This window comes from Rhodopseudomonas palustris BisB18 (genome assembly GCF_000013745.1).
Taxonomy (GTDB): Bacteria; Pseudomonadota; Alphaproteobacteria; order Rhizobiales; family Xanthobacteraceae; genus Rhodopseudomonas_A; species Rhodopseudomonas_A palustris_F.
On sequence record NC_007925.1, the window covers coordinates 1,323,040 to 1,343,211 of the forward strand.

At 64.6% G+C, this 20,172-nt stretch carries 21 protein-coding genes; 6 read left to right on the forward strand and 15 right to left on the reverse strand.

Annotated elements, in window-relative coordinates:
* The first annotated feature begins 59 nt into the window (after window positions 1-59).
* Complete coding sequence (locus tag RPC_RS06075) at window positions 60-830, forward strand: exodeoxyribonuclease III (RefSeq protein WP_011471675.1); 771 nt, start codon at window positions 60-62, stop codon at window positions 828-830.
* 85 nt (window positions 831-915) lie between these two features.
* On the opposite strand, the gene RPC_RS06080 is transcribed toward RPC_RS06075, so the two are convergent.
* From RPC_RS06080 to RPC_RS06130, 11 genes are all read right to left on the reverse strand, one after another.
* On the reverse strand, window positions 916-1,122 hold the full coding sequence (locus RPC_RS06080) for a hypothetical protein (protein WP_011471676.1): 207 nt from the start codon (window positions 1,120-1,122) through the stop codon (window positions 916-918).
* A 63-nt stretch (window positions 1,123-1,185) separates the two neighbouring features.
* Entirely contained in the window at window positions 1,186-1,737 is a 552-nt protein-coding gene (locus RPC_RS06085; protein ID WP_011471677.1) for a hypothetical protein, read from the reverse strand.
* 154 nt (window positions 1,738-1,891) lie between these two features.
* The gene (locus tag RPC_RS06090) at window positions 1,892-3,055 is read right to left on the reverse strand and encodes a CmpA/NrtA family ABC transporter substrate-binding protein (RefSeq protein ID WP_011471678.1); all 1,164 of its coding nucleotides are present in this window, start codon (window positions 3,053-3,055) and stop codon (window positions 1,892-1,894) included.
* Window positions 3,052-3,636 (reverse strand): ANTAR domain-containing response regulator, encoded by a 585-nt coding sequence (locus RPC_RS06095; protein ID WP_011471679.1) that lies wholly within the window; start codon window positions 3,634-3,636, stop codon window positions 3,052-3,054. The genes RPC_RS06090 and RPC_RS06095 overlap by 4 nt, the downstream gene beginning before the upstream one ends.
* Before the next feature lie 46 nt (window positions 3,637-3,682).
* The gene (locus RPC_RS06100) at window positions 3,683-4,708 is read right to left on the reverse strand and encodes an ABC transporter ATP-binding protein (protein ID WP_011471680.1); all 1,026 of its coding nucleotides are present in this window, start codon (window positions 4,706-4,708) and stop codon (window positions 3,683-3,685) included.
* Window positions 4,705-6,120, reverse strand: a complete 1,416-nt coding sequence (locus RPC_RS06105; protein WP_011471681.1) for an Asp-tRNA(Asn)/Glu-tRNA(Gln) amidotransferase GatCAB subunit A — start codon at window positions 6,118-6,120, stop codon at window positions 4,705-4,707. Before RPC_RS06105 ends, RPC_RS06100 begins: the two co-directional genes overlap by 4 nt.
* On the reverse strand, window positions 6,117-6,314 hold the full coding sequence (locus RPC_RS06110) for a hypothetical protein (RefSeq protein ID WP_011471682.1): 198 nt from the start codon (window positions 6,312-6,314) through the stop codon (window positions 6,117-6,119). Before RPC_RS06110 ends, RPC_RS06105 begins: the two co-directional genes overlap by 4 nt.
* Window positions 6,298-7,386: an ABC transporter ATP-binding protein gene (locus RPC_RS06115; protein ID WP_011471683.1), complete on the reverse strand. Its 1,089-nt coding sequence runs from the start codon at window positions 7,384-7,386 to the stop codon at window positions 6,298-6,300. Before RPC_RS06115 ends, RPC_RS06110 begins: the two co-directional genes overlap by 17 nt.
* Window positions 7,387-7,390: 4 nt before the next feature.
* Window positions 7,391-8,269: an ABC transporter permease gene (locus tag RPC_RS06120; RefSeq protein ID WP_041802519.1), complete on the reverse strand. Its 879-nt coding sequence runs from the start codon at window positions 8,267-8,269 to the stop codon at window positions 7,391-7,393.
* Window positions 8,270-8,294: 25 nt separating this feature from the next.
* On the reverse strand, window positions 8,295-9,248 hold the full coding sequence (locus RPC_RS06125) for an ABC transporter permease (protein ID WP_011471685.1): 954 nt from the start codon (window positions 9,246-9,248) through the stop codon (window positions 8,295-8,297).
* Window positions 9,249-9,410: 162 nt separating this feature from the next.
* Window positions 9,411-11,078 (reverse strand): ABC transporter substrate-binding protein, encoded by a 1,668-nt coding sequence (locus RPC_RS06130; protein WP_011471686.1) that lies wholly within the window; start codon window positions 11,076-11,078, stop codon window positions 9,411-9,413.
* Window positions 11,079-11,260: 182 nt separating this feature from the next.
* Between RPC_RS06130 and RPC_RS06135 the strand changes: the two genes are divergently transcribed.
* The 4 genes from RPC_RS06135 to RPC_RS25400 all read left to right on the forward strand — a co-directional run bounded on the left by RPC_RS06135 (window position 11,261) and on the right by RPC_RS25400 (window position 15,405).
* The gene (locus RPC_RS06135) at window positions 11,261-12,856 is read left to right on the forward strand and encodes an ABC transporter substrate-binding protein (RefSeq protein ID WP_011471687.1); all 1,596 of its coding nucleotides are present in this window, start codon (window positions 11,261-11,263) and stop codon (window positions 12,854-12,856) included.
* Between the two features lie 103 nt (window positions 12,857-12,959).
* Window positions 12,960-13,208, forward strand: coding sequence for a hypothetical protein (locus tag RPC_RS06140; protein ID WP_011471688.1), 249 nt, complete (start codon window positions 12,960-12,962; stop codon window positions 13,206-13,208).
* A 204-nt stretch (window positions 13,209-13,412) separates the two neighbouring features.
* On the forward strand, window positions 13,413-15,011 hold the full coding sequence (locus tag RPC_RS06145; protein ID WP_011471689.1) for a response regulator: 1,599 nt from the start codon (window positions 13,413-13,415) through the stop codon (window positions 15,009-15,011).
* A gap of 217 nt (window positions 15,012-15,228) precedes the next feature.
* Complete coding sequence (locus tag RPC_RS25400; protein WP_011471690.1) at window positions 15,229-15,405, forward strand: DUF2934 domain-containing protein; 177 nt, start codon at window positions 15,229-15,231, stop codon at window positions 15,403-15,405.
* A gap of 65 nt (window positions 15,406-15,470) precedes the next feature.
* Here RPC_RS25400 and RPC_RS06150 read toward each other — a convergent pair whose 3' ends face one another.
* A complete protein-coding gene (locus tag RPC_RS06150; protein ID WP_011471691.1) occupies window positions 15,471-16,643 on the reverse strand; it encodes a zinc-dependent alcohol dehydrogenase in 1,173 nt (390 codons plus the stop codon).
* 143 nt (window positions 16,644-16,786) lie between these two features.
* On the opposite strand from RPC_RS06150, the gene RPC_RS06155 reads away from it, so the two are divergent.
* The gene (locus tag RPC_RS06155; protein ID WP_011471692.1) at window positions 16,787-17,572 is read left to right on the forward strand and encodes an SDR family NAD(P)-dependent oxidoreductase; all 786 of its coding nucleotides are present in this window, start codon (window positions 16,787-16,789) and stop codon (window positions 17,570-17,572) included.
* A 9-nt stretch (window positions 17,573-17,581) separates the two neighbouring features.
* Here the strand turns inward: RPC_RS06155 and RPC_RS06160 are convergent, their stop codons facing one another.
* The 3 genes from RPC_RS06160 to treZ all read right to left on the reverse strand — a co-directional run bounded on the left by RPC_RS06160 (window position 17,582) and on the right by treZ (window position 20,050).
* A complete protein-coding gene (locus tag RPC_RS06160; RefSeq protein ID WP_011471693.1) occupies window positions 17,582-17,902 on the reverse strand; it encodes a hypothetical protein in 321 nt (106 codons plus the stop codon).
* 63 nt (window positions 17,903-17,965) lie between these two features.
* Window positions 17,966-18,112, reverse strand: a complete 147-nt coding sequence (locus RPC_RS26015; protein ID WP_157043144.1) for a hypothetical protein — start codon at window positions 18,110-18,112, stop codon at window positions 17,966-17,968.
* 117 nt (window positions 18,113-18,229) lie between these two features.
* Complete coding sequence (gene treZ, locus RPC_RS06165) at window positions 18,230-20,050, reverse strand: malto-oligosyltrehalose trehalohydrolase (RefSeq protein ID WP_011471694.1); 1,821 nt, start codon at window positions 20,048-20,050, stop codon at window positions 18,230-18,232.
* Window positions 20,051-20,172: the final 122 nt, after the last annotated feature.

A 20,172-nucleotide genomic window follows, 5' to 3' on the forward strand; every position in this document is an offset into this window, starting at 1 on the left:
AACAAGCGCAGCCCCGGCTTCCGGTTCCAATTTCCGGCAGCCCGATCGCCTGGGTGCCGATGAAAGTTGCGACCTTCAACATCAACAACGTCAATCGCCGGCTGGAGAACCTGCTGCATTGGCTGAAGCAGGCGCGGCCGGACGTCGTCTGTCTGCAGGAATTGAAATGCCGCGATGCCGAGTTTCCTGCGCGGGCGATCGCACGCGCCGGCTATCAGGCGGTGTGGCAGGGCGAGAATACCTGGAACGGGGTGGCGATCCTGTCACGCGGCGGCGCGCCGATCGTGACGCAGACCCGGTTGCCCGGCGATCGCAGCGATCTGCAAAGCCGCTACATCGAAGCCGCGATCGACGGCATCGTGGTCGGTTGCCTGTATCTGCCGAACGGCAATCCGCAACCCGGCCCGAAATTCGACTACAAACTCGCTTGGTTCAAGCGGCTTGCCGGCCATGCGCGCAAATTGCTGCGGCAGGATGTGCCGGTGGTGCTGGCCGGCGATTTCAACGTCGCGCCGACCGCGCTCGACATCTATCCGACCCGCTCCTGGGACCACGACGCGCTGGTGCAGCCGGCGAGCCGCGCGGCGTTCGCACGGCTGGTCAAGCAGGGCTGGACCGACGCGCTGCGCGAGCTGCATCCTGACCGGAGGATCTACACGTTCTGGCACTATATGCGGCAACGCTATGAGCGCGACGCCGGGCTGCGGCTCGACCATCTGTTGCTGAGCCCGCAGCTGGCGCCGCGGCTGCGCCAGGCCGGTGTCGACCGCGCGGTGCGCGGCCGGCCAGGTGCCAGCGACCACGCGCCGACCTGGATTGTGCTGAAGTAGTTGTTTGCGCGCCACGCGCGACTACCGAGTCGACCCGCGGCGTTGCTTGAGCCGGTGGAACCGAGGCCTGGCCGCGTCAAGCACGCTATTGCAGCGTCTTCTCAAGTTTCTCCGCGGCGCGGAAATCCGCCATGTGATCGAGGTTCGGACCGTAGGCGGCTTCCTTGCTGAGCAGATGATAGATCCGCGCGATCACGCGCTGCAGCCGCTTGCTGCGGCCGAACGGCATGGCTCGCGCCCGGCAGATGGCGCGGCGTGCATAGGCCCGGAAATAATCCACAGCGTCCGACATGCTTCGCCAACGCCGCCGCCGCCGCAAGGTTCAACGGCGACGGCGGAGGTTGCAAGCCGGCGATCAGCGCTTGCCGGACTTCTTGCCGCGTTTGGCGGAGGTTTTCGCCGTGGCCTTCTTGCCGGCGGTCTTGCCGCTGCTCTTGCCGGATTTCTTGCCGGCCTTCTTGGCAATCTTCTTGGCGGCCTTGCCGACGGTCTTGCCAACCTTCTTGCCGACTTTGGCAGTGTTTCCGCTCGTGCCGGCTTGCTTGCCGGCTGTCTTGCGGCCGCCGGACTTCGCCGCGGTCTTCGAGGCTTTCTTCGACGCCTTCTTGGCGCTCGGGGATTTCGCCGCCTTCTTGGCGGTCTTCTTGGCCGTTTTCTTTGCCGGCTTTGGCGCGGCTTCGGTCACCGCCTTGGTCACCGACTCGATGGCCTTGCCGGGCCGGGTCTTGCCGGCCGACTTGGCGACGCGCTTGGCCGCCGTCTTGGCCGCCCCCTTGGCGAGTGCCGCGGCGCCGTCGATGACGATGTCGATGATGTTGTCGACCAGCGGCTTCGGCTTCTCGGCAGGCGCGGACGTTTCGGCGGGCTCGGTCTCATCGGCCGATGACGGGGTCTTCTCGGTGTCCATGGGACCTCCAACTAAGCAACAACGTGTGATCAATCACATCGGAACAATTGCCACCGTTGCAGTTGGTTCCCGCGCCGCATCGCACGGCGCGCTGCGCATGCGCGGCGTTGGACCGCGCGGATTGAATAATATGCAATGCAGCAGGCGCTTGTATTTAGGCGGGGCGGCGGCAAGCCGTGATATAGCCGGCGATGTCGTCGGGATCGAACGCCGGGCCGGTGAATGCGCCGATGCCGTCGACCGGTTCCGATTGAGGTGGCGGCGCGGTCGGGTCGAGCGCCGCGTCGTACAGATCCGGCCGAAACACCGCCTTGGCGGCGGCCAGCAACTCGTCCGACAGCGGCGCCTGCCCCCAGCGCACCATCTGCGCATAGAACCACGCCGCCTGCACCGGGTCCGGCCGCGCCGCGCCGTTGCGGCCGACCAGCAGATAGCGGTCGCTGAGCCGCACCGTGCCGTCCGGCGCCACCCGCATCCGGCCATCCAGCGTGCGCAGGATCAGTTCCGGAGTCACCTCGATGCGGCCCGGCGCGGTCAGCAGCGCCGCGACCTCGTCGCGGTTGCCGAGATCCTCAATGTAGTCCGCGGCGCGGGCGTGGGCGCGGACCAGCGCCATCATCACATCGGGATTTTCCGCGGCCCACGGCGCGCGCACCGCCAACAGCTTCTCGGCGACCCGCTGCAGCAATTCGGAGGTGAAGTGCAGCACGTGGCCGATGCCGAGATCGATCGCGACCGAGTTCCACGGCGCGCCGACGCAGAAGCCGTCGAGATGCTTGTTGGCGAGGCTCTCCACCATGAACGGCGGCGGCAGCACCACGAGGCGGACGTCCTCGTCCGGATCGACGCCGCCGGCGGCCATCCAGAACCGCAGGTCGTAATTGTGGGTGGAGAACGGAAACGTCATGCCGAAGGTCAGCGGCTCCAGCGCCTTCTGCTTGCGCTCGGCGATGACGCGGGCGAGCGCGCGCGCCGTCACCAGCGTATCGAGCAGGTCGCCGTCGGCATTGGCCGCAATCGCCGCGTAGAGATCCGGCGACACCGTGATCGCATTGCCGTTGATGCCGAGCCCGAAGGCGGAGACGATCGGCACCTTGACGTGGCCGATGCCGAGGCTGGAGGCGATCGCGATTGGCGCCAGGATATGCGCGGCGTCGAACATCCCGATGTTGAGCTTGTCGCGGACATTGGCCCAGGAAATCTCCCGCACCAGTTCGACGTCGAGCCCTTCGGCGGCGCAGAACCCCTTGTCTACCGCGACGATCAAGGCCGCGGCATCGACCAGCGGGATGAACCCGATCCGCAAGCGCGTGCTCATTTCAACATCTCCGACGCGGTGATCACCGACTGGGCGATCTCGGCGATCTTCTTCTTCTCGTTCATCGCGGCGCTGCGCAGCATCACATAGGCCTGCTCTTCGGTCAGCGACTTGGCCTTCATCAGAATGCCCTTGGCGCGGTCGATCACCTTGCGGTCGTCGAGCGCGGTCTTGGCGCGGTCGAGCTCGTTCTGCAATTTGGAGAATGCGTTGAAGCGCGAGATGCACAGATCGAGGATGTGCTTCATCCGCTCCTTCTTCAGCCCGTCGACGATATAGGCGGAGACCCCGGCGTCGACCGAGGCCTGGATCGAGGCGGTGTCGCTCTGGTCGACGAACATCGCGATCGGCCGTTTGACGATGCGGCTGACCTGGAACATCTGCTCCAGCATGTCGCGGCTGGGGTTCTCCAGGTCGATCAGGATCACGTCGGGGTCGATCTCATAGACTCGCGCCAACAGGTTAGTGGTGGCCTCGAGATGGATCACCTGCGACACGCCGGCTTCGCGCAGCCCATCCTTGAGGATCGCGGCCCGCACCGGACTCTCATCGACGATGACGATCTTCAGCGGGGATTCCATGGCGCGACGTCACTCTAAGGCTGTCGAAGCAAGGCTCCCCGATCGCTTAGGCGAGATCGAGCCCGCCCGCAACAGCATCGGCGGCGCGCGCCGGCGCGACACCGTCGGCGATCGGCTCGGCCAGGATGCAACGCGCAGTGCGGTTCGGGCCGACCTGGACGTCCGGCGGCAACGCCTCGACGCAGCGCGGCTGCGCGTAGCGGCAGCGCGGCGCGAACGAGCAGGCGCTCGGCGCCTTGTCGAGCGACGGCGGCGTGCCGGGGATGGTCTCCAGCCTTGCGCCGCGCTTGGCGCCGTGCACGGTGGAGGCCAACAGCCCCTGCGCATAGGGATGCAGCGGCGTGCGCACGATCTGGCTGAGCGTGCCCTGTTCGACGATCTGCCCGGCATACATCACCGCGACGCGGTCGCAGATCTCGATCGCCACGCCGATGTCGTGGGTGACGAAGATCACCGACATGCCGAATTCGCGCTGCAATTCGCGCAGCAACAAAAGGATCTGGATCTGCACGGTGGCGTCGAGCGCGGTGGTCGGCTCGTCGGCCAGAAGAATCTTCGGCTTGCAGGCCAAGGCCAGCGCGATCATCGCGCGCTGCCGCATCCCGCCGCTCATTTCATGCGGATAGGCGTCGAGCCGTCGCTTGGCCGACGGGATCCGCACCACTTCCAGCATCTGCAGCGCGCGCGCCATCGCTTCGGTCTGGCTCTTGCCTTCGTGGCGCATCACGCTTTCGGCGATCTGCCGGCCGATGGTGTAGACCGGGTCCAGCGCCAGCGCCGGCTCCTGGAAGATCATCGATACGGTCTGGCCGCGAAACGCCGACAGCCCGTCGTCATCGAGCGCCAGCACGTCTTGGCCGAGCACGTTGACGGTGCCGGAAATCTGCGTGCGCTTGTTCGGCAATAGCCGCATCAAGGCGCGTAGCGTCACGCTCTTGCCGGAGCCGGATTCGCCGAGCAGCCCGAGCACTTCGCCTTCGCCGAGTGACAGGCTGAGGTCGTTCACCGCATGCACGGTGCGCTCGCCGGTGAAGCGGATGTTGAGATTTTTCACCTCGACCAGGTTGCTCATGCAAGCTCCGGCGTCTTGCTGTGAAAGTCAGTGACGCGCTGCCAGGCCGCGCCGATCCGCAGCAGCATCGCCTCGTCGAACGGCTTGCCGATCAGCTGCAGCCCGACCGGCAGCAGGGCTTTGGTGAAGCCGCAGGGCAGCGCCAGCGCCGGCAGGCCGAGATAGTTGATCGGCCGGGTAAAGCGCGTCAGCCGCTGGATCACCGCCTCGGCGTCGAGCGAATTGCCGACGTCGCTCTCGACGATGGTCGGTGCTGCCACCGGCGCCACCGGCGCCAGCACCGCGTCGACGCCGGCGGTCGCTGCGAGATGCGCGGCCAGCGCCACGCCGCGCCAGCGCATCGCTTCAAGATAGGTCACGGCCGGAATCGCCAGCGCGTTCTGCAGCCGCATCAACACTTGCGGGCCGTAGTCCTGCGGCCGCTCGATCATCCAGCTTGTGTGAAAGCCGGCGGCCTCGACCGCGAGCACCAATTGGCACGCTGCCGAGAGCTGGCGCTGATCCGGCAGCTCGACCTTGACGATGTCGGCGCCTTCGCGTTGCAGCGTTGCAACGGTGTCGTCGAGCACGCGTGCGACTTCGGGATCGAGGTCGTCGACATAGAATGCGCTGGGAAGCCCGATGCGGACGCCGCTCAGTTTGCCCTTCGTCGCCGCGCTATAGTCTGGGACGTCGCGCGAACTGCAGGTCGGATCGGCGGGATCGGCGCCGGCCATCAGGCCGAGCAGCAGCGCGCAGTCTTCGGCCGTGCGCGCCAAGGGCCCGACGGTGTCGAGCGATTGCGACAGCGGCATCGCGCCGGCGCGGCTGATCAGGCCGACCGTGGTCTTCAAGCCGGTGACGCCGCAGAAATGCGCCGGCATCCGGATTGAGCCGCCGGTGTCGGAGCCGAGCGCCGCATAGGTCAGCCGTGCCGCGACCGCCGAGCCTGAGCCCGAGGACGAACCGCCGGTGATGCGCTCAATGGCCCACGGATTATGCACCGCGCCGAAATGCGCGTTGTGGCCGGTCGGCCCATAGGCGAATTCCGCCATCTGCAGCGAGCCGAGCCGCACCGTGCCGGCGTCCTTCAGCCGTTGCAGCGCGGTCGAGGTGGTGGTCGCCACGAAGTCGCGGCGGATCTTGGAGCCGCAGGTGACGACGTAGCCCTGGTCGTAATACATGTCCTTGTGCGCCAGCGGCACGCCATGCAGCGCGCCTTTGCTCTCGCCACGCGCCAGCGCCGCATCGGCGGCGTCGGCCGCGGCCAGCGCTTCGTCGGGCTCGATCGCGACAAAGGCGTTGAGCTTGGGCTGCAACGCCGCGATGCGGTTCAGGCAGGCCTGCGTCGCCTCGCGCGATGAGAATTTCCTCTGCGCGATCGCCTGCGCGATTTCGGTTAGCGACAACAGTGTCGGATCAGTCCCGTTCATGACGCAGCCTTGGTCTGGGTCACGACGAAACTCGCCGGCTCGAGATCGAACGGCAGCGTGCCCGTGATCGGCGCGAAGCCCTCGAACGCCGGGCCGATCGAATTGGCGATCCGCGCCGCCACTTCGTTGCTCACAGGAACGCCGGCCACCGCCGCCATCGCGTTGATCGTTGCGGAATCAGGTTTGGTCGACATTGTTTTGTACTTCCTTGGCTGGCGCGCGGCTGTGTCCCGAGCCGGGGATCGCCATGTAGCAGGCGGCCTGATGGCCCGATGGATTGAGTTCGGTGAGCTTCGGCGTGGCGCCGTCGCACAACGGCTCGGCGAACGGGCAGCGCGGATGAAACCGGCAACCGGCCGGCGGATCGATCGGGTTCGGCGGATCGCCGGTGATCGGCGGCACTTGCGTGCGGCGGTCGGGATCCGACGACGGCATCGCCGCCAACAGCGCCCGCGTATAGGGATGCGCCGGCTGATCCCACACCTCGTCGACCGGGCCGACCTCGACCACTTCGCCGAGATACATCACCAGCACGCGGTCGGAGATATAGCGCACCACATTGAGGTCGTGGCTGATAAACAGATAGGTCAGGCCGAATTCGCGCTTCAGGTCGACCAACAGGTTGAGCACCTGCGCCTCGACCGACTTGTCGAGCGCCGACACCGCCTCGTCGAGGATCACGAGGCGCGGCGACAACGCCAGTGCGCGGGCGATGTTGACGCGCTGGCGCTGGCCGCCGGAAATCTCGTGCGGATAGCGGTTGGCGAAATTCTCCGGGCGCAAGCCCACCTTGCCGAGCAGCTCGCGCGCCAGCGTGCGGGAGGCTGCGTCGTCCATGCCGTGTACCTTGGGGCCGAACGCGATCGACTCCTCGATGGTCAGGCGCGGATTGAGCGAGGCGTAGCTGTCCTGAAACACCATCTGCATGCCGCGGCGCAATTCGCGCAACGACAGCTGGCGGCCGACCTGGCGGGCGTCGAAGATGATCTCGCCGCCGGTGGTCGGCATCAGATGCATCAAGAGGCGCGCGGTGGTCGACTTGCCGCAGCCGGATTCGCCGACGATGCCGAGCGTCTCGCCCTTGGCGATGGCGAACGACACGTCGTCGACCGCGCGCACCGTCTTGCTCGGCGCAAACAGCCCGCCGCGCACCGGGAAATGCTTGGTGAGGCCGTTGACCTTCAATAGCGGTTGCGCGGCGCCGCCGATGTCTTCGATCGGTTCCAGTTTTTCGATTGCGTCGAGCGGGTCAAGGATGTCGGTCATGCCATCAATTCCTGATGTCCATCGCGCTGCGCATACCGTCGCTGAGCAGGTTGAAGCAGATCGAGACCGCGAAGATCATCGCGCCGGGCAAGGCTGCGACCCAGGGGTTGACGTAGATCGCGGTGCGCAGCGTGTTCAGCATCAAGCCCCATTCCGGCTCCGGCGGCTTGGTGCCGAGACCGAGGAACGACAGGCCGGCGGCGAGGATCATCGACACCGAGATCAATCCGGTGGCGTAGACGAAGATCGGCCCCAGCACGTTGCCCAGCATGTGCACCCGCATGATGGTGAAGGCGCCGGCGCCCGACGCCCGCGCCGCCTCGACGAAATCCATGTTGCGCACCCCGGTGGTGACGCTCTCCGCGACCCGGGTGATCTGCGGCACGAACACCACGGTGAGCGACACGATGGAATTGGTGATGCCGGCACCGAGCGCGCCGGAGATCGCGATCGCCAGCAGCACCGAGGGAAACGCGTAGAACACGTCGACGGTGCGCATGATCGCGGTGTTGAGCTTGCCGCCGACATAGCCGGCGACCAGGCCGAGCGAGGTGCCGATGCCGAATGCCAGCACCACCGGCAGAATGCCGATCAGCAGCGACAGCCGGCCGCCATAGACCAGCCGCGCCAGCATGTCGCGGCCGAGTTCGTCGGTGCCGAGCAAGTAGTTCGGCGTGCCGATCGGCTTCAAGCGGCGGATCATCGAGCCTTGATAGGGATCGGCAAGCCCGAGCCACGGCGCCACCAGCGCCGAGACGAAGATCAACAACAGGATCAGCGCGCAGGCCATCGCCACCTTGTCGCGGCGGAGCCGGCGGCCGACGGTGGCCCAATAGCCGCGCGCGGGGGTGGAAGGCGCGCTCTGCAGCGCGGTGTCGGTCATGACGGTCATCGGCGGCCCATCCTGCTCAGCTTCGCTTGATGCGCGGATCGATCGCGGCCTGCGCGATGTCGACGACGAGATTGAGGAATACGAAGAACAGCGCCAGCACCAGGATGGTGCCCTGCAACAGCGGCAGGTCGCGCTGGAAGATCGCGGAGTTCAACAAAAGCCCCGAGCCCGGCCAGGAGAACACCGTCTCGATCAGGATCGAGCCGCCGAGCATGTAGCCGAGTTGCAGCCCCATCACGGCGAGCGCGGTCGGCGCCGCGTTCTTGATGACGTGACGGAATACGCCGGTCTCGCGCAGCCCCTTGGCGCGCAACGCCTCGACGAAATCCTGCGACAGGATATCCCCGGTCAGCGCCCGCACCGTGCGGGTGACGATGCCCATCGGAATGACGGAGGTGGTGATCGCCGGCAGCACCAGATATTTCAGGTGCTCCCAGTCCCAGCCCCATTGTCCGGAGCCGCCGGGGCCGGCGCCGACCGCGGGCAGCCAGTTCAGCTGCACCGAGAAGATGATCACCAGCACCATGCCGAGCCAATAATGCGGCACCGAGACGCCGGCGATCGCGATCGAGGTCGCCAGCTTGTCGACCCAGGTGTCGCGGAAGTAACCGGCGATCAGCCCGAAGAACAGCCCGAGCGAAAAGCCGATGGTCGCCGCGGCAATCGCCAGCGTCACGGTGTTGCCGACCGCGCGCAGCACTTCGGCGAGCACCGGGCGGCCGGTGGCGATCGAATTGCCGAGATCGCCGTGCAGCGCCTTCCACAGCCACAGCCCGAACTGCACCGGCAGCGGCCGGTCAAAGCCGTAGGCGATGCGCAGTTGCGCAGCGAGTTCCTGCGAGGCGTCGGCCGGAAGCACCGCGACCAGCGGATCGCCGGGGGTGATGTGCACCAGCAGGAAACACACCAGCGCGACGCTGATCACGATCGGGATCACATAGACGATGCGGCGGGCGATATAGATGAACAAAGCGGTTCTTTCATCAGATTGTTAGCAGAGCGTGTCCCGGACGTCGTGCTGCGCCGTAGCGCAGCGCTACGAGCCGGGACCGTTCGAGAGACGGCATTTGGTACGGTCCCGGACGCGGCGCGGCATGAAGAATGCCGCACCGCGTCCGGGACACGTCGTTCGTTACGGCGCCAGCGTCACCGGCGAGAAGTCGACGAACCAGCTCTTCGGCTGCACGAAGCCCTTGACCTTCGGGCTCAGCGCGCGCGGGCCGACGTCGTGGGCGACGTAGAGGAAGGCGGCGTCGTCGACCGAGGCGGCGTGCAGTTCGGCCAAGGCTTCGTCGCGCAGCGAGGCATCGAAGGTGGTGCGCGCCTTGGTCACCAGCGCGTCGAACTTCGGGTTGTTGATGAAGCCCCAATTGTTCGACACCGGCGGCGCCATCGACGACTGCAGGAAGCGCACCATCGCAAAGAACGGGTCCATCGCCGCATAGGTGACGTTGGTGGCGTTGGCGCCGTTGGCGGAGGGATCCTTAGTGCCGCGGCGCCAATTGGTGAACAGCGTGTTCCACTCGATGACGTCGAGCTTGACGTCGAAGTAGCACTCCGCGAGCGCCTGCTGCAGATATTCGTTCATCGGCAGCGGCAGCATCTGGCCGGAGCCCGACGCCGAGGTCTGCACCTTGACGCTGAGCTTCTTGGTCGGGCCGTAGCCGGCTTCCTTCATCAGCTTCTGTGCCGCCGGCAGATCGTATTTGATCTGGAATGCCGGCTTGCCGCGCCACGGATGGCCGGGCTCGAAGGTGCCGGTCGCCGGCACCATCAATCCTGCGAGCAGGCCGTCGCGCAAGCCTTCGCGATCGATGCACAGATTGGCGGCGCGGCGCACCCGGATGTCGTTCCACGGCGAGCCTTCGACGCGGGAGAACTGCCAGGGCCAGACGTGCGGCTGCTCGTTCTTCTCGATCTTGAAACCGCGCGCGGTGATTTCCTTGACCGCGTCGGGGGCGGGCGCCTCGATCCAGTCGACCTGGCCGGACAACAGCGCCGCGGTGCGGGCGTTGGCTTCCGGCATCGGCAACAGCACTAGGCGGTCGACATGCGGCACGCGTGTGGCGTCCCAATATTTGTCGTTCTTCACCAGTTCGAGCCGTTCGCGCGGCGTGAACTTCGACATCTTCCACGGCCCGGTGCCGGAGGCGTCCTTGGCGAACGACGCCCAGGCGGCCTGCGACTTCGCCTTGGCGTCGGCGCCTTCGGCCTTCTCATACAACGCCTGCCACTTGCTCGGGCTGACCATGAACAGGTTGGTGAGGTTGATCGGCAGGAAGCTGTCCGGCTCCTTGGTGGTCAGTTCCACCGTCATGTCGTCGATCTTCTTCGCCGAGACCAATGTCGGCATCCGCGATGCGGTGACGCCGACCTGGCTGGCGTCGAATTGCGGCGCGTCCTGCTTCAGCACCTTCTCCACATTCCAGACCACCGCATCGGCGTTGAACGGCGAGCCGTCATGAAAGCTGACGCCGGGACGCAGCTTGAAGGTCCATTTGGTCTTATCGCTCTCATTCACCGCCCATTCGGTGGCAAGCCCCGGGATCACCACGCTGGCTTTGGTTGCAGACGACAGGTCCCACATCGTCAGCGCGTCGTACATGGTGAGGCCAGTGAAGCGATTGCCTTCGAAGCCCTGATCGGGTTGGCCGAGCGTGCGCGGCACGTCTGCGGCTGTCATGCCGATGCGCAGCACGGCTTCCGCGCCGGCAGATTGCGGCAGCGCGATCGCACTCGCGGTCGTCAGCACGAACACGGCTGCGGCTGTGCGCCGAGCCACCAAACCAATCATACGCATGTAAGATGTCCTCTATCCGGGCTGCCAAAAACTTATGCAATCTCATGCAATGGCTGTGCCAGCAAAATCGCAAACCGTACGTCTAGCGGACTCACACGTTTGCGTCATCACGCGCGGCGCATCGCATTGCTGGCATCATCGTTGCAGCCTGTGCTTCACCATTCCTGTGGAGCTGTGTTTCAATGACCGTTCGAAAATCTCTCGTCGTCGCTGCCATCGTGGCGATCGGCGCAATTAGTTCTGCGCGCGCCGAGTCGGTGGTGCGATACGGCATATCGATGGCCGATATTCCGCTGACCACCGGCCAGCCGGATCGTGGCGCCGGCGCTTACCAGTTCACCGGGTACACCATCTACGATCCGTTGGTGGCCTGGGAGATGAATGTGGCGGACCGCCCGGGAAAGCTGGTGCCGGGGCTCGCGACATCATGGAAAGTCGATGATGGCGATAAGAAAAAGTGGCGCTTCACTTTGCGCAAGGGCGTCAAATTTCACGACGGAAGTGAATTCAATGCCGATGCGGTGGTCTGGAATTTAGACAAGGTGCTGAACGACAAGGCACCGCAGTTCGACAAGCGGCAAAGCGCGCAGGTCAAGACCCGGCTGCCGTCGGTCGCCAGCTACACCAAAATCGATGACGACACCGTGGAAATTACAACCAAGACGATCGACTCCTTCTTCCCGTACCAGATGCTCTGGTTCTTGGTGTCGAGCCCGACGCAATACGCCAAGCTCGGCAATGACTGGGACAAGTTCGCCGCGCAGCCGTCCGGCACCGGGCCGTTCAAGCTGACCAAGCTGGTGCCGCGCGAACTCGCCGAACTCACCCGCAATGATGAGTACTGGGACAAGGCGCGGCTGCCGAAGACCGACAAGCTGGTGCTGGTGCCGATGCCGGAAGCCTTAACCCGCACCAACGCGCTGCTCGCCGGCCAGGTCGATCTGATCGAGACCCCGGCGCCGGATGCCGTGCCGCAGTTGAAGTCGGCCGGCATGAAGATCGTCGACAACGTCACCCCGCACGTCTGGAATTATCACCTCAGCGTGTTGCCGGGTTCGCCCTGGACCGACGTGCGGTTGCGCAAGGCGCTCAATCTGGCGATCGACCGCGATGCCGTCGTCGGCCTAATGAATGGCCTCGCCAAACCGGCGATCGGCCAGGTCGATCCGTCGAGCCCGTGGTTCGGCAAGCCGACCTTCAACATCAAATACGATCTCGCCGAAGCCAAGCGGCTGGTGAAGGAAGCCGGCTATTCGCCGGAGAAGCCGTTGAAGGCGACCTTCATCATCGCCAATGGCGGCACCGGCCAGATGCTGTCGCTGCCGATGAACGAGTTTCTGCAGCAGAGCTTCAAGGAGATCGGCGTCGACGTCGAGTTCAAGGTGGTCGAACTCGAAGTGCTGTACACCGCCTGGCGCAAGGGCGCGGCCGACGACAGCATGAAGGGCATCACCGCCAACAACATCGCCTATGTCACCTCCGATCCGCTCTACGCCATCGTGCGGTTCTTCCACTCCGGGCAGATCGCGCCGGTCGGCGTCAATTGGGGCGGTTACAAAAATCCGAAGGTTGACGCCTTGATCGACGAAGCCAAGACCACCTTCGACCCGACCAAGCAGGACGAATTGCTGGCGCAGGCGCATGGCTTGATCGTCGACGACGCGGTGCTGGTCTGGGTGGTGCACGACACCAACCCGCACGCTCTGTCGCCTAAGGTGAAGAGCTTCGTGCAGGCGCAGCACTGGTTCCAAGACCTCACTACGATCGGTCTGCAGTAAGCGCGCAAAGCGTCGGCAGGCGCGACCCTCGCGCCTGCCGGTCGAGGGAACCAGATCGTGGAGCCGGGAATTAGCTTTCTGAATCTTCCGTCAGGAGGCGAACATGTTCAACACCAGGTTTCGAGTCGCGGCTTTGATCTTCACCATGACCAACGCGGTGATCTTCGGAGCCGGCTTGGTCACGGTGCTGCTGGTGCCGGCGCTGTCGGCTCGGGCGATGGAATTGATCCCGGCCGTGGTGGTCGCCAGCTTCGTGCTGGCGGCGCCGCTGGCATGGGGCCTTGCGCCGCGGCTGCGCGCCAGGTTCGAACGTCGGCGCAGCATGCGCGGCGGAATCGGCGTTCCCTTGTAGGTGACGATTGTCGACTGCTGTAGCGGCCTGCTTGCAGATCCCGTGTTGCTGTGCGGCGAGACTGGTAAAATCCCCAATGTAGTAGGACTTCGCTACGGAATCGCTTTGCGCACGTGCTAATCCTCTCCAGTTTGAGAATCGTTGGCCCTTGCTTTTCGTGGATGCGAGGGGGCAATACGATCGACTGTGAGAGGAAACGAAGGGATGTGGGCATTTCTGCAAGGCTTGTTGGACACTTCGACGTTCTCGCCTCACGGAATTTGCCTGCTGTGGGAACCCGGACTGATCTGGCTGCATGTGGTGTCCGACGCCGCAATCGCGCTGGCATATTTCTCGATCCCGTTCGCGTTGTCGTATTTCGTCGCCAAGCGACCGGACGTCGAATTCGGGTGGGTGTTTTGGGCCTTCTCGATCTTCATCTTGGCTTGCGGCTTCACCCACATCTTCGCCATCGTGACGTTGTGGATTCCGATCTACGAACTGGAAGGGATCATCAAGGCGCTCACCGCGATCGCTTCGCTGGTCACCGCCGCGATGCTGTGGCCGCTGTTGCCGAAACTGCTCGCGGTGCCGTCACCGTCGCAATTGCGAGAGGCGCAGCATGCCTTGCACATGGAGACGTTGCAGCGCCGTGAGGCGGAAGACATGCTGCGGCAGTCGCAAAAGATGGAAGCCGTCGGACAATTGACCGGCGGCGTGGCGCACGACTTCAATAATCTGCTCACCATCATCATCGGCAATCTGGAGATTGCGCAACGCGACCTCGGCAAGCTGCGCGACGGCGTCGATGGCCGGCTGCGTCGGCTGATCGGCGGCGCGATGTCCGGTGCGCAGCGCGCTGCGACCTTGACCAGCCGGCTGTTGGCGTTTGCCAGGCGGCAGCCGCTCGACCCCAAGGCCTGCAATCTCGACCAATTGCTGAAAGGCATGGCCGGCTTCTTCCGCAGCACATTGGGCGAGACCATCGATCTGGAATATGTCGGCACCGCCGGGCTGTGGCAGGCCGAGATCGATGCCAGCCATTTCGAGACGGCGATGCTCAACCTAGTGGTCAATGCCCGTGACGCGATGCCCGACGGCGGCAAGCTCACCATCGAAACCAGCAACGTGTTTCTCGACGAGGACTATGCGCGTCGCCACGCCGAGGTCGCGGCCGGGCAATATGTCCAAGTCGCAGTGACCGATACCGGTGTCGGAATGACCGCCGACATCGTGGCCCGGGCCTTCGAGCCGTTCTTCACCACCAAGGATGTCGGCCAGGGCACCGGGCTGGGGCTCAGTCAGGTCTATGGCTTCGTCAAGCAATCCAACGGTCACATCAAGATCTATAGCGAGGTCGGCCAGGGCACCACCATCAAGCTCTATCTGCCGCGGCTGCATGCGACGTCCGCAGCCGAGCAGGGGCCCGACGATATTCAGGTCGGGGCGGCGCGGGCGGAGCAGATCCTGGTCGTGGAAGACGATCCGGAGGTCCGCGACTATGTCGTCGAAGTTTTGGAGGATCTCGACTACCGGGTGTTCCAGGCGGCCGATGCCGGCGCCGCGCTCGGCATCATCGGCAAGCTCGACGGCGGACTCGATCTGCTGTTGACCGATGTGGTGCTGCCGGGAATGAACGGCCGCGAACTCGCCGACCAACTGCGTCAGCAACGCCCAGATCTGAAAGTGCTGTTCATGACGGGGTATTCCCGCAACGCGATCGTGCATCAGGGCAGGCTCGACGTCGGTGTCGACCTTATTCAGAAACCGTTGTCGCAGGCGGCGCTGGCGGCAAAAATCCGCAGCATCCTCGATCGCGTCTGACGGTCCGAAACCAGGCTCTCCGACGATCAGGACGCGCGGCGCGCGCCGCGCTTTCCGTGCGTTTCGTCGGCGGCACCGCAGTTATCCGCGGCCCCGGAGCTCTCTGGGTAGCGCCGGAATCGTCATCAGACGATCACGCATCAGCTCTACGTTTGCCGCTGGAACTTGTCCGCGACAACTTCATTAGATGGTTCCAACGTCACGAGTGGAGCAGATTATGGCTGAAGTTTCTGACGAAGACATCAAGCGCCGGGCGCATGAATTGTGGGAAATGGCCGGTCGTCCGGAGGGACGCGAGGACGAGTTCTGGCACAAGGCCGAGCAACAGGTTCGCGGCGAAGGCGAGACGCTGGAAAAGCTCCGCGCCGATCCCGGCATCACCACCAACAGCTGAACCGTCCAACCCTGCGGTCCAGCCTGGCGAAAGCGCGGCCCTGTTTTCACAGGGCCGCTGCTATATCAAGAGGGCTTCATCACCACCTTGATGCAGCCGTCCTGCTTGGCGCGGAACGTGCTGTAGAGTTCCGGACCTTCTTCCAAAGTCGCCCGATGGGTGATCACGAAGGACGGGTCGATCTCACCCTTTTCGATCCGTCCCAATAATTGCGGCAGATAGTGCTGCACCGGGGTCTGCGCCATGCGGAAGGTCAGCCCGCGGTTGATGGCCGAGCCCATCGGGATCTTGTCCAGCAATCCGCCATAGACGCCGACGATCGACACCGTGCCGAAATTGCGACAGCAATGGATGGCCTGGCGCAGCACGTGCGGACGATCGGTGCCTATGAAAGTCGCGACCTTGATGCGGTCGATCACCGCGTCCACCCCGGATCCGGTCTCCGGCTCGGTGCCGACCGCGTCGATGCAGGCGTCGGCGCCGCGGCCCTCGGTCAAGTCCTGGATGCGGTCGAAAATATCCTCCTTCATGAAATCGAGGGTGATCGCGCCGGAGGCTTGCGCCATCGCCAGCCGCTCCGGCACGGTGTCGATCGCGATCACCCGCTCGGCGCCGAGCAGGAAGGCGCTCTTGATCGCGAATTGGCCGACCGGTCCGCAGCCCCAGATCGCGACGGTTTCGCCGCCCTTCAGATCGCAGAAATCCGCCGCCATGAAGCCGGTCGGAAAGATGTCCGACAGAAACAGCACTTGCTCGTCGCTCAACCCGTCCGGCACCTTGATCGGCCCGACATCGGCGTAGGGCACCCGCAGGTACTCCGCCTGGCCGCCGGCGAAGCCGCCCAGCATGTGCGAATAGCCGAACAGACCGGCCGGCGAATGGCCCCAGACACTTTCGGCCATCTTCGCATTGGGGTTGGAGCGCTCGCAGCCGGAAAAGAAGCCGCGCTTGCAGAAGAAGCATTGCCCGCAGGAAATCGTGAACGGCACCACGACGCGGTCACCGACCTTCAGGGCTTTGTTGTCGTTGCCGACCTCGACCACCTCGCCCATCGTCTCATGGCCGAGCACGTCGCCGTTTTCCATGGTCGGCATCACCCCGTCGAACAGATGCAAGTCGGAGCCGCAGATCGCGCAGGCGGTGACCTTGATAATCGCGTCGCGACCGTCTTGTATCGTCGGATCCGGCACGCTCTCGCAGCGAATGTCATTCTTGCCGTGCCAGGTCAGCGCTTTCATCGCTCTCTCCATCTGCTAAATTGGTGCAGGCACAAAGGCGGGAGCGGTGTTCTGTTCCTTTGCCGCCATAGAATCCGGACCGAGCGGGAACCTGAAGCGATAGTATGGGTTAGCGCCCGCATACCACGCGCACGGAGTACCTCATGTCATTGCAACGCCGCTTCGCCATCGTCACCGGAGCGTCTACCGGGATCGGTTTGGAGTTGGCGAGATGCTGCGCCAAGGACGGCTTCGATCTGCTGATCGCCGCCGACGAGGACAGGATTCACCAGGCCGCCGCCGAACTGAGAGCGACGGGAGCGGACGTCGAGGCCGCACAAGTCGACCTCTCCACGATGGACGGAGTCGACAGGCTTTACGCCGCGACCGAGGCAAGGCCGGTGGACGCGCTGTTGGCGAATGCGGGGCGCGGTCTCGGCCACGCTTTTCTCGATCAGGATTTTGCCAAGGCGCGCAGCGTCATCGACACCAACATCACCGGCACGGCCTATCTGATCCACAAGATCGGTAACGACATGCGGCGGCGCAAATCCGGCCGTATTCTGATTACCGGATCGATTGCCGGCTTCGTTCCCGGCAGCTTCCAGGCGGTGTACAGCGCGAGCAAGGCGTTCCTGAATTCCTTCTCTTTTGCGATTCGTGAGGAGTTGAAGGACAGCGGCGTCAGCGTGACGTGCCTGATGCCGGGGGCAACAAACACCGAGTTCTTCCGGCGCGCCGATATGTTGGATACCAGCGTCGGCACCATCGGCAAGGACGATCCTTGCTATGTCGCCAGGATCGGCTTCGATGCGATGATGAGCGGCGAGGGTGACGTGGTCAGCGGCTGGAAGAACAAGCTCCAGTCGAGGGTCGCCCATGTTGTGCCGGCCGGCGTGTTGGCGTCGCAGCACCGCAAATGGGCGGAGCCAGGGACGGCGAAGGACTGATCGAGGCGGCTATTCGGCGGCTTGGCTGGCAGGTTGCGCCGCGCCGCCGTCGATCTCGAGCAGATAGACCAGCTTCAGTTCCTCAGCCTCATGCTCCGGCGGCGATTGCCGATAGGCGCGTTTTTCCGGATCGGTGGCGTAGCGAGCCCGCAGTCTGATCTTGCCGTTCCACAACGGCACGCCGTTGTGAGTCATCTGCCGAAGATCAGCCAGCAGCCAATGTTCGTGGCAGACCTGATAGGCTTCGCGCAGATTGGCGGCTTCGAACGTCAAGATCGGCTGGCCGCCGATATCGATGGTGAAAATCAAGGGCATCAGCTTGGTCGCCATGCGGACGTCACTCCATGTCTTGGCCGCGAAGTCTTGGCCGCGAAGTCTTGGCCGCGAGGCCTGTTACTCCGGCTTGCGCGACGGTTTGATCACCTTGTCGGTGTTGCGATCGGTATCGTCGAGCGGTGCTCTATCGTCGGGTCGCGGCGGCATCGGGTGGCCGCCCTGCTTCTCCTGGATCCGCTTCCGCTCGGCTTCATCCGGCTGCATCGTGTGCTCCCATATCGCGTGACAAAGCACGACCGATCGTCAACTCCGTTAGCCGGTTCAATTTCTAATCGCGCCGAGGGTTCCATTCTGCGAAGCGGGGCGGGGCTGCACCAAGGCTCAGGCTTGACCCGCATCGGCGATCGACCACACCACCTGCCAGGGCTCCAGCGTCGACGACGCCACGGGCGCGGTCGGCCATAAGCGGCGGCCGCTCGGCCGCGAGATCCCCGGGAGCGGCTGGTCGGTCAGGTTAGCCATCAGCGTCAAATGTGCTCCATCCGCCAGGGTCCACTCGACCTGCACCGCCAGGCGTCCGAGAACCTTGAACCGGCCGGCGTTGCCGCCGATGGCTTGCAGCCTCGGCACGATCTCGCGATGCCGGATCGCCAGCAGGGCGCGATAAAACTCTAGCCATTGCGCATGGAGCTCGCGTGGGGGTTCGTTCCAGTCGAGCTTTGCGGCCGCGAAGGTCCCGGCGGCGCCGGGGTCGGGGATGGCTTCGCGCATCTGCGGATCGGCGAATTCCGGAAACCGCGCGAACTCCTTGCGGCGTCCCTCGCGGACCGCGTCGGCGAGATCGCCGGAAAAATCGCAGAAGAACGGAAACGGCCGCGACGAGCCGAATTCCTCGCCCATGAACAGCATCGGAATCTGCGGGAGCAGTAGATAGACCGCCGCCACCGCTTGCACGGCGACCGCCGGCGCGAACGCGGTCAGCCGTTCGCCAAAGGCGCGATTGCCGATCTGGTCGTGGTTTTGGATGAAGCCGACGAACGCGGTGGGCGGCAAGTGACGGCTGGGCGCGCCGCGGCTGCGGTCGCGGTAACGCATATGGTCGCCCTGGAACGCGAAGCCCTCAGCCAAGGCGCGACCGAGTTTTTCGGTGTCGCCGGCATATTCGGCGTAGTAGCCCGACCGTTCGCCGCTGGCGGCGGTGTGCAGCACGTGGTGCAGGTCGTCGTTCCACTGCGCGGTGTATTGCTGCGGCTCGCCGTCGACGTCGCGGGCCAGCCTCGCCACCTCGTTCTCCTCGTTCTCCAGCATCAGATGGATCGGCCGGTTGATGCCGCTGGCGCGCAATCGCGAGGGGATCTCCGCCAACAGATGCGGGTCGCTGTCGTCCTTGATGGCATGCACCGCGTCGAACCGCAGTCCATCGAGGTGAAACTCGTCGATCCAGTAGATCGCGTTCTGGATCACGAATTCCCGCACCGTCTCCGATCCGGCCGCGTCGTAATTGACCGCCGCGCCCCACGGGGTCTGGTGCTGGTCGTTGAAGATCGGCGCGTAGGCGGCGAGATAATTGCCGTCGGGCCCGAAATGGTTATAGACCACGTCGAGAAACACCATGATGCCCTTGGCATGGGCGGCGTTGACCAGCGCCTTCATGTCGTCCGGCCGCCCGTAGCTGGCGTCGGGCGCAAACAGCAGCACGCCATCGTAGCCCCAATTGCGGGCGCCGGGAAACTCCGCCACCGGCATCAATTCGATCGCGGTGACGCCGAGTTCGGCGAGATAATCCAGCCGGTCGATCGCGGCGGCAAAGGTACCTGGTTCGGTGAAGGCGCCGACGTGCAGCTCGTAGACCACCGCTTCTTCCCAGGGCCGGCCGCGCCAGCCGTGGTCGGACCAGGCGAACGCCATGGCATCGACCACTTCGCTCGGACCGTGAACGTCCTCCGGTTGATAACGCGACGCCGGGTCGGGCACCTCCAGGCCGTCGGCCAGGCGAAACCGATAGCGGGTCCCGGGGCCGGCCTCCTGAACCAGCAAACTGTGCCAGCCGAGGTCGGTTTTGTTCATCGCCAGCGCACTGCCGCCTTCAAGAACCACCGTCACCTGGTTTTGGCTTGGCGCCCATAACCGAAACAGCACCCCCTGGTCGTCGATCTCGGGGCCGAATCGGGTGGGCGGAGCGGGCGGGGAAACTTGGTCCATACGGGTGGTTCTTTCAGCTCGGCGGGTGGCCGTTGATGAACGACATAGTCGAACACACGTTCCTCAGTCGTTGGTCGGCCCCAACTTACTCGCGCGCGCTGGGCGCGCTCGCTTGGACTGGT

What these genes read in the sequence shown, in the direction of transcription:
- RPC_RS06075 (WP_011471675.1), top strand. Translation starts at nt 60, where the DNA reads ATGAAAGTTGCGACCTTCAACATCAACAACGTCAATCGCCGGCTGGAG.
- RPC_RS06080 (WP_011471676.1), bottom strand. Translation starts at nt 1,122, where the DNA reads ATGTCGGACGCTGTGGATTATTTCCGGGCCTATGCACGCCGCGCCATC.
- RPC_RS06085 (WP_011471677.1), bottom strand. Translation starts at nt 1,737, where the DNA reads ATGGACACCGAGAAGACCCCGTCATCGGCCGATGAGACCGAGCCCGCC.
- RPC_RS06090 (WP_011471678.1), bottom strand. Translation starts at nt 3,055, where the DNA reads ATGAGCACGCGCTTGCGGATCGGGTTCATCCCGCTGGTCGATGCCGCG.
- RPC_RS06095 (WP_011471679.1), bottom strand. Translation starts at nt 3,636, where the DNA reads ATGGAATCCCCGCTGAAGATCGTCATCGTCGATGAGAGTCCGGTGCGG.
- RPC_RS06100 (WP_011471680.1), bottom strand. Translation starts at nt 4,708, where the DNA reads ATGAGCAACCTGGTCGAGGTGAAAAATCTCAACATCCGCTTCACCGGC.
- RPC_RS06105 (WP_011471681.1), bottom strand. Translation starts at nt 6,120, where the DNA reads ATGAACGGGACTGATCCGACACTGTTGTCGCTAACCGAAATCGCGCAG.
- RPC_RS06110 (WP_011471682.1), bottom strand. Translation starts at nt 6,314, where the DNA reads ATGTCGACCAAACCTGATTCCGCAACGATCAACGCGATGGCGGCGGTG.
- RPC_RS06115 (WP_011471683.1), bottom strand. Translation starts at nt 7,386, where the DNA reads ATGACCGACATCCTTGACCCGCTCGACGCAATCGAAAAACTGGAACCG.
- RPC_RS06120 (WP_041802519.1), bottom strand. Translation starts at nt 8,269, where the DNA reads ATGACCGACACCGCGCTGCAGAGCGCGCCTTCCACCCCCGCGCGCGGC.
- RPC_RS06130 (WP_011471686.1), bottom strand. Translation starts at nt 11,078, where the DNA reads ATGCGTATGATTGGTTTGGTGGCTCGGCGCACAGCCGCAGCCGTGTTC.
- RPC_RS06135 (WP_011471687.1), top strand. Translation starts at nt 11,261, where the DNA reads ATGACCGTTCGAAAATCTCTCGTCGTCGCTGCCATCGTGGCGATCGGC.
- RPC_RS06140 (WP_011471688.1), top strand. Translation starts at nt 12,960, where the DNA reads ATGTTCAACACCAGGTTTCGAGTCGCGGCTTTGATCTTCACCATGACC.
- RPC_RS06145 (WP_011471689.1), top strand. Translation starts at nt 13,413, where the DNA reads ATGTGGGCATTTCTGCAAGGCTTGTTGGACACTTCGACGTTCTCGCCT.
- RPC_RS25400 (WP_011471690.1), top strand. Translation starts at nt 15,229, where the DNA reads ATGGCTGAAGTTTCTGACGAAGACATCAAGCGCCGGGCGCATGAATTG.
- RPC_RS06150 (WP_011471691.1), bottom strand. Translation starts at nt 16,643, where the DNA reads ATGAAAGCGCTGACCTGGCACGGCAAGAATGACATTCGCTGCGAGAGC.
- RPC_RS06155 (WP_011471692.1), top strand. Translation starts at nt 16,787, where the DNA reads ATGTCATTGCAACGCCGCTTCGCCATCGTCACCGGAGCGTCTACCGGG.
- RPC_RS06160 (WP_011471693.1), bottom strand. Translation starts at nt 17,902, where the DNA reads ATGGCGACCAAGCTGATGCCCTTGATTTTCACCATCGATATCGGCGGC.
- RPC_RS26015 (WP_157043144.1), bottom strand. Translation starts at nt 18,112, where the DNA reads ATGCAGCCGGATGAAGCCGAGCGGAAGCGGATCCAGGAGAAGCAGGGC.
- treZ (WP_011471694.1), bottom strand. Translation starts at nt 20,050, where the DNA reads ATGGACCAAGTTTCCCCGCCCGCTCCGCCCACCCGATTCGGCCCCGAG.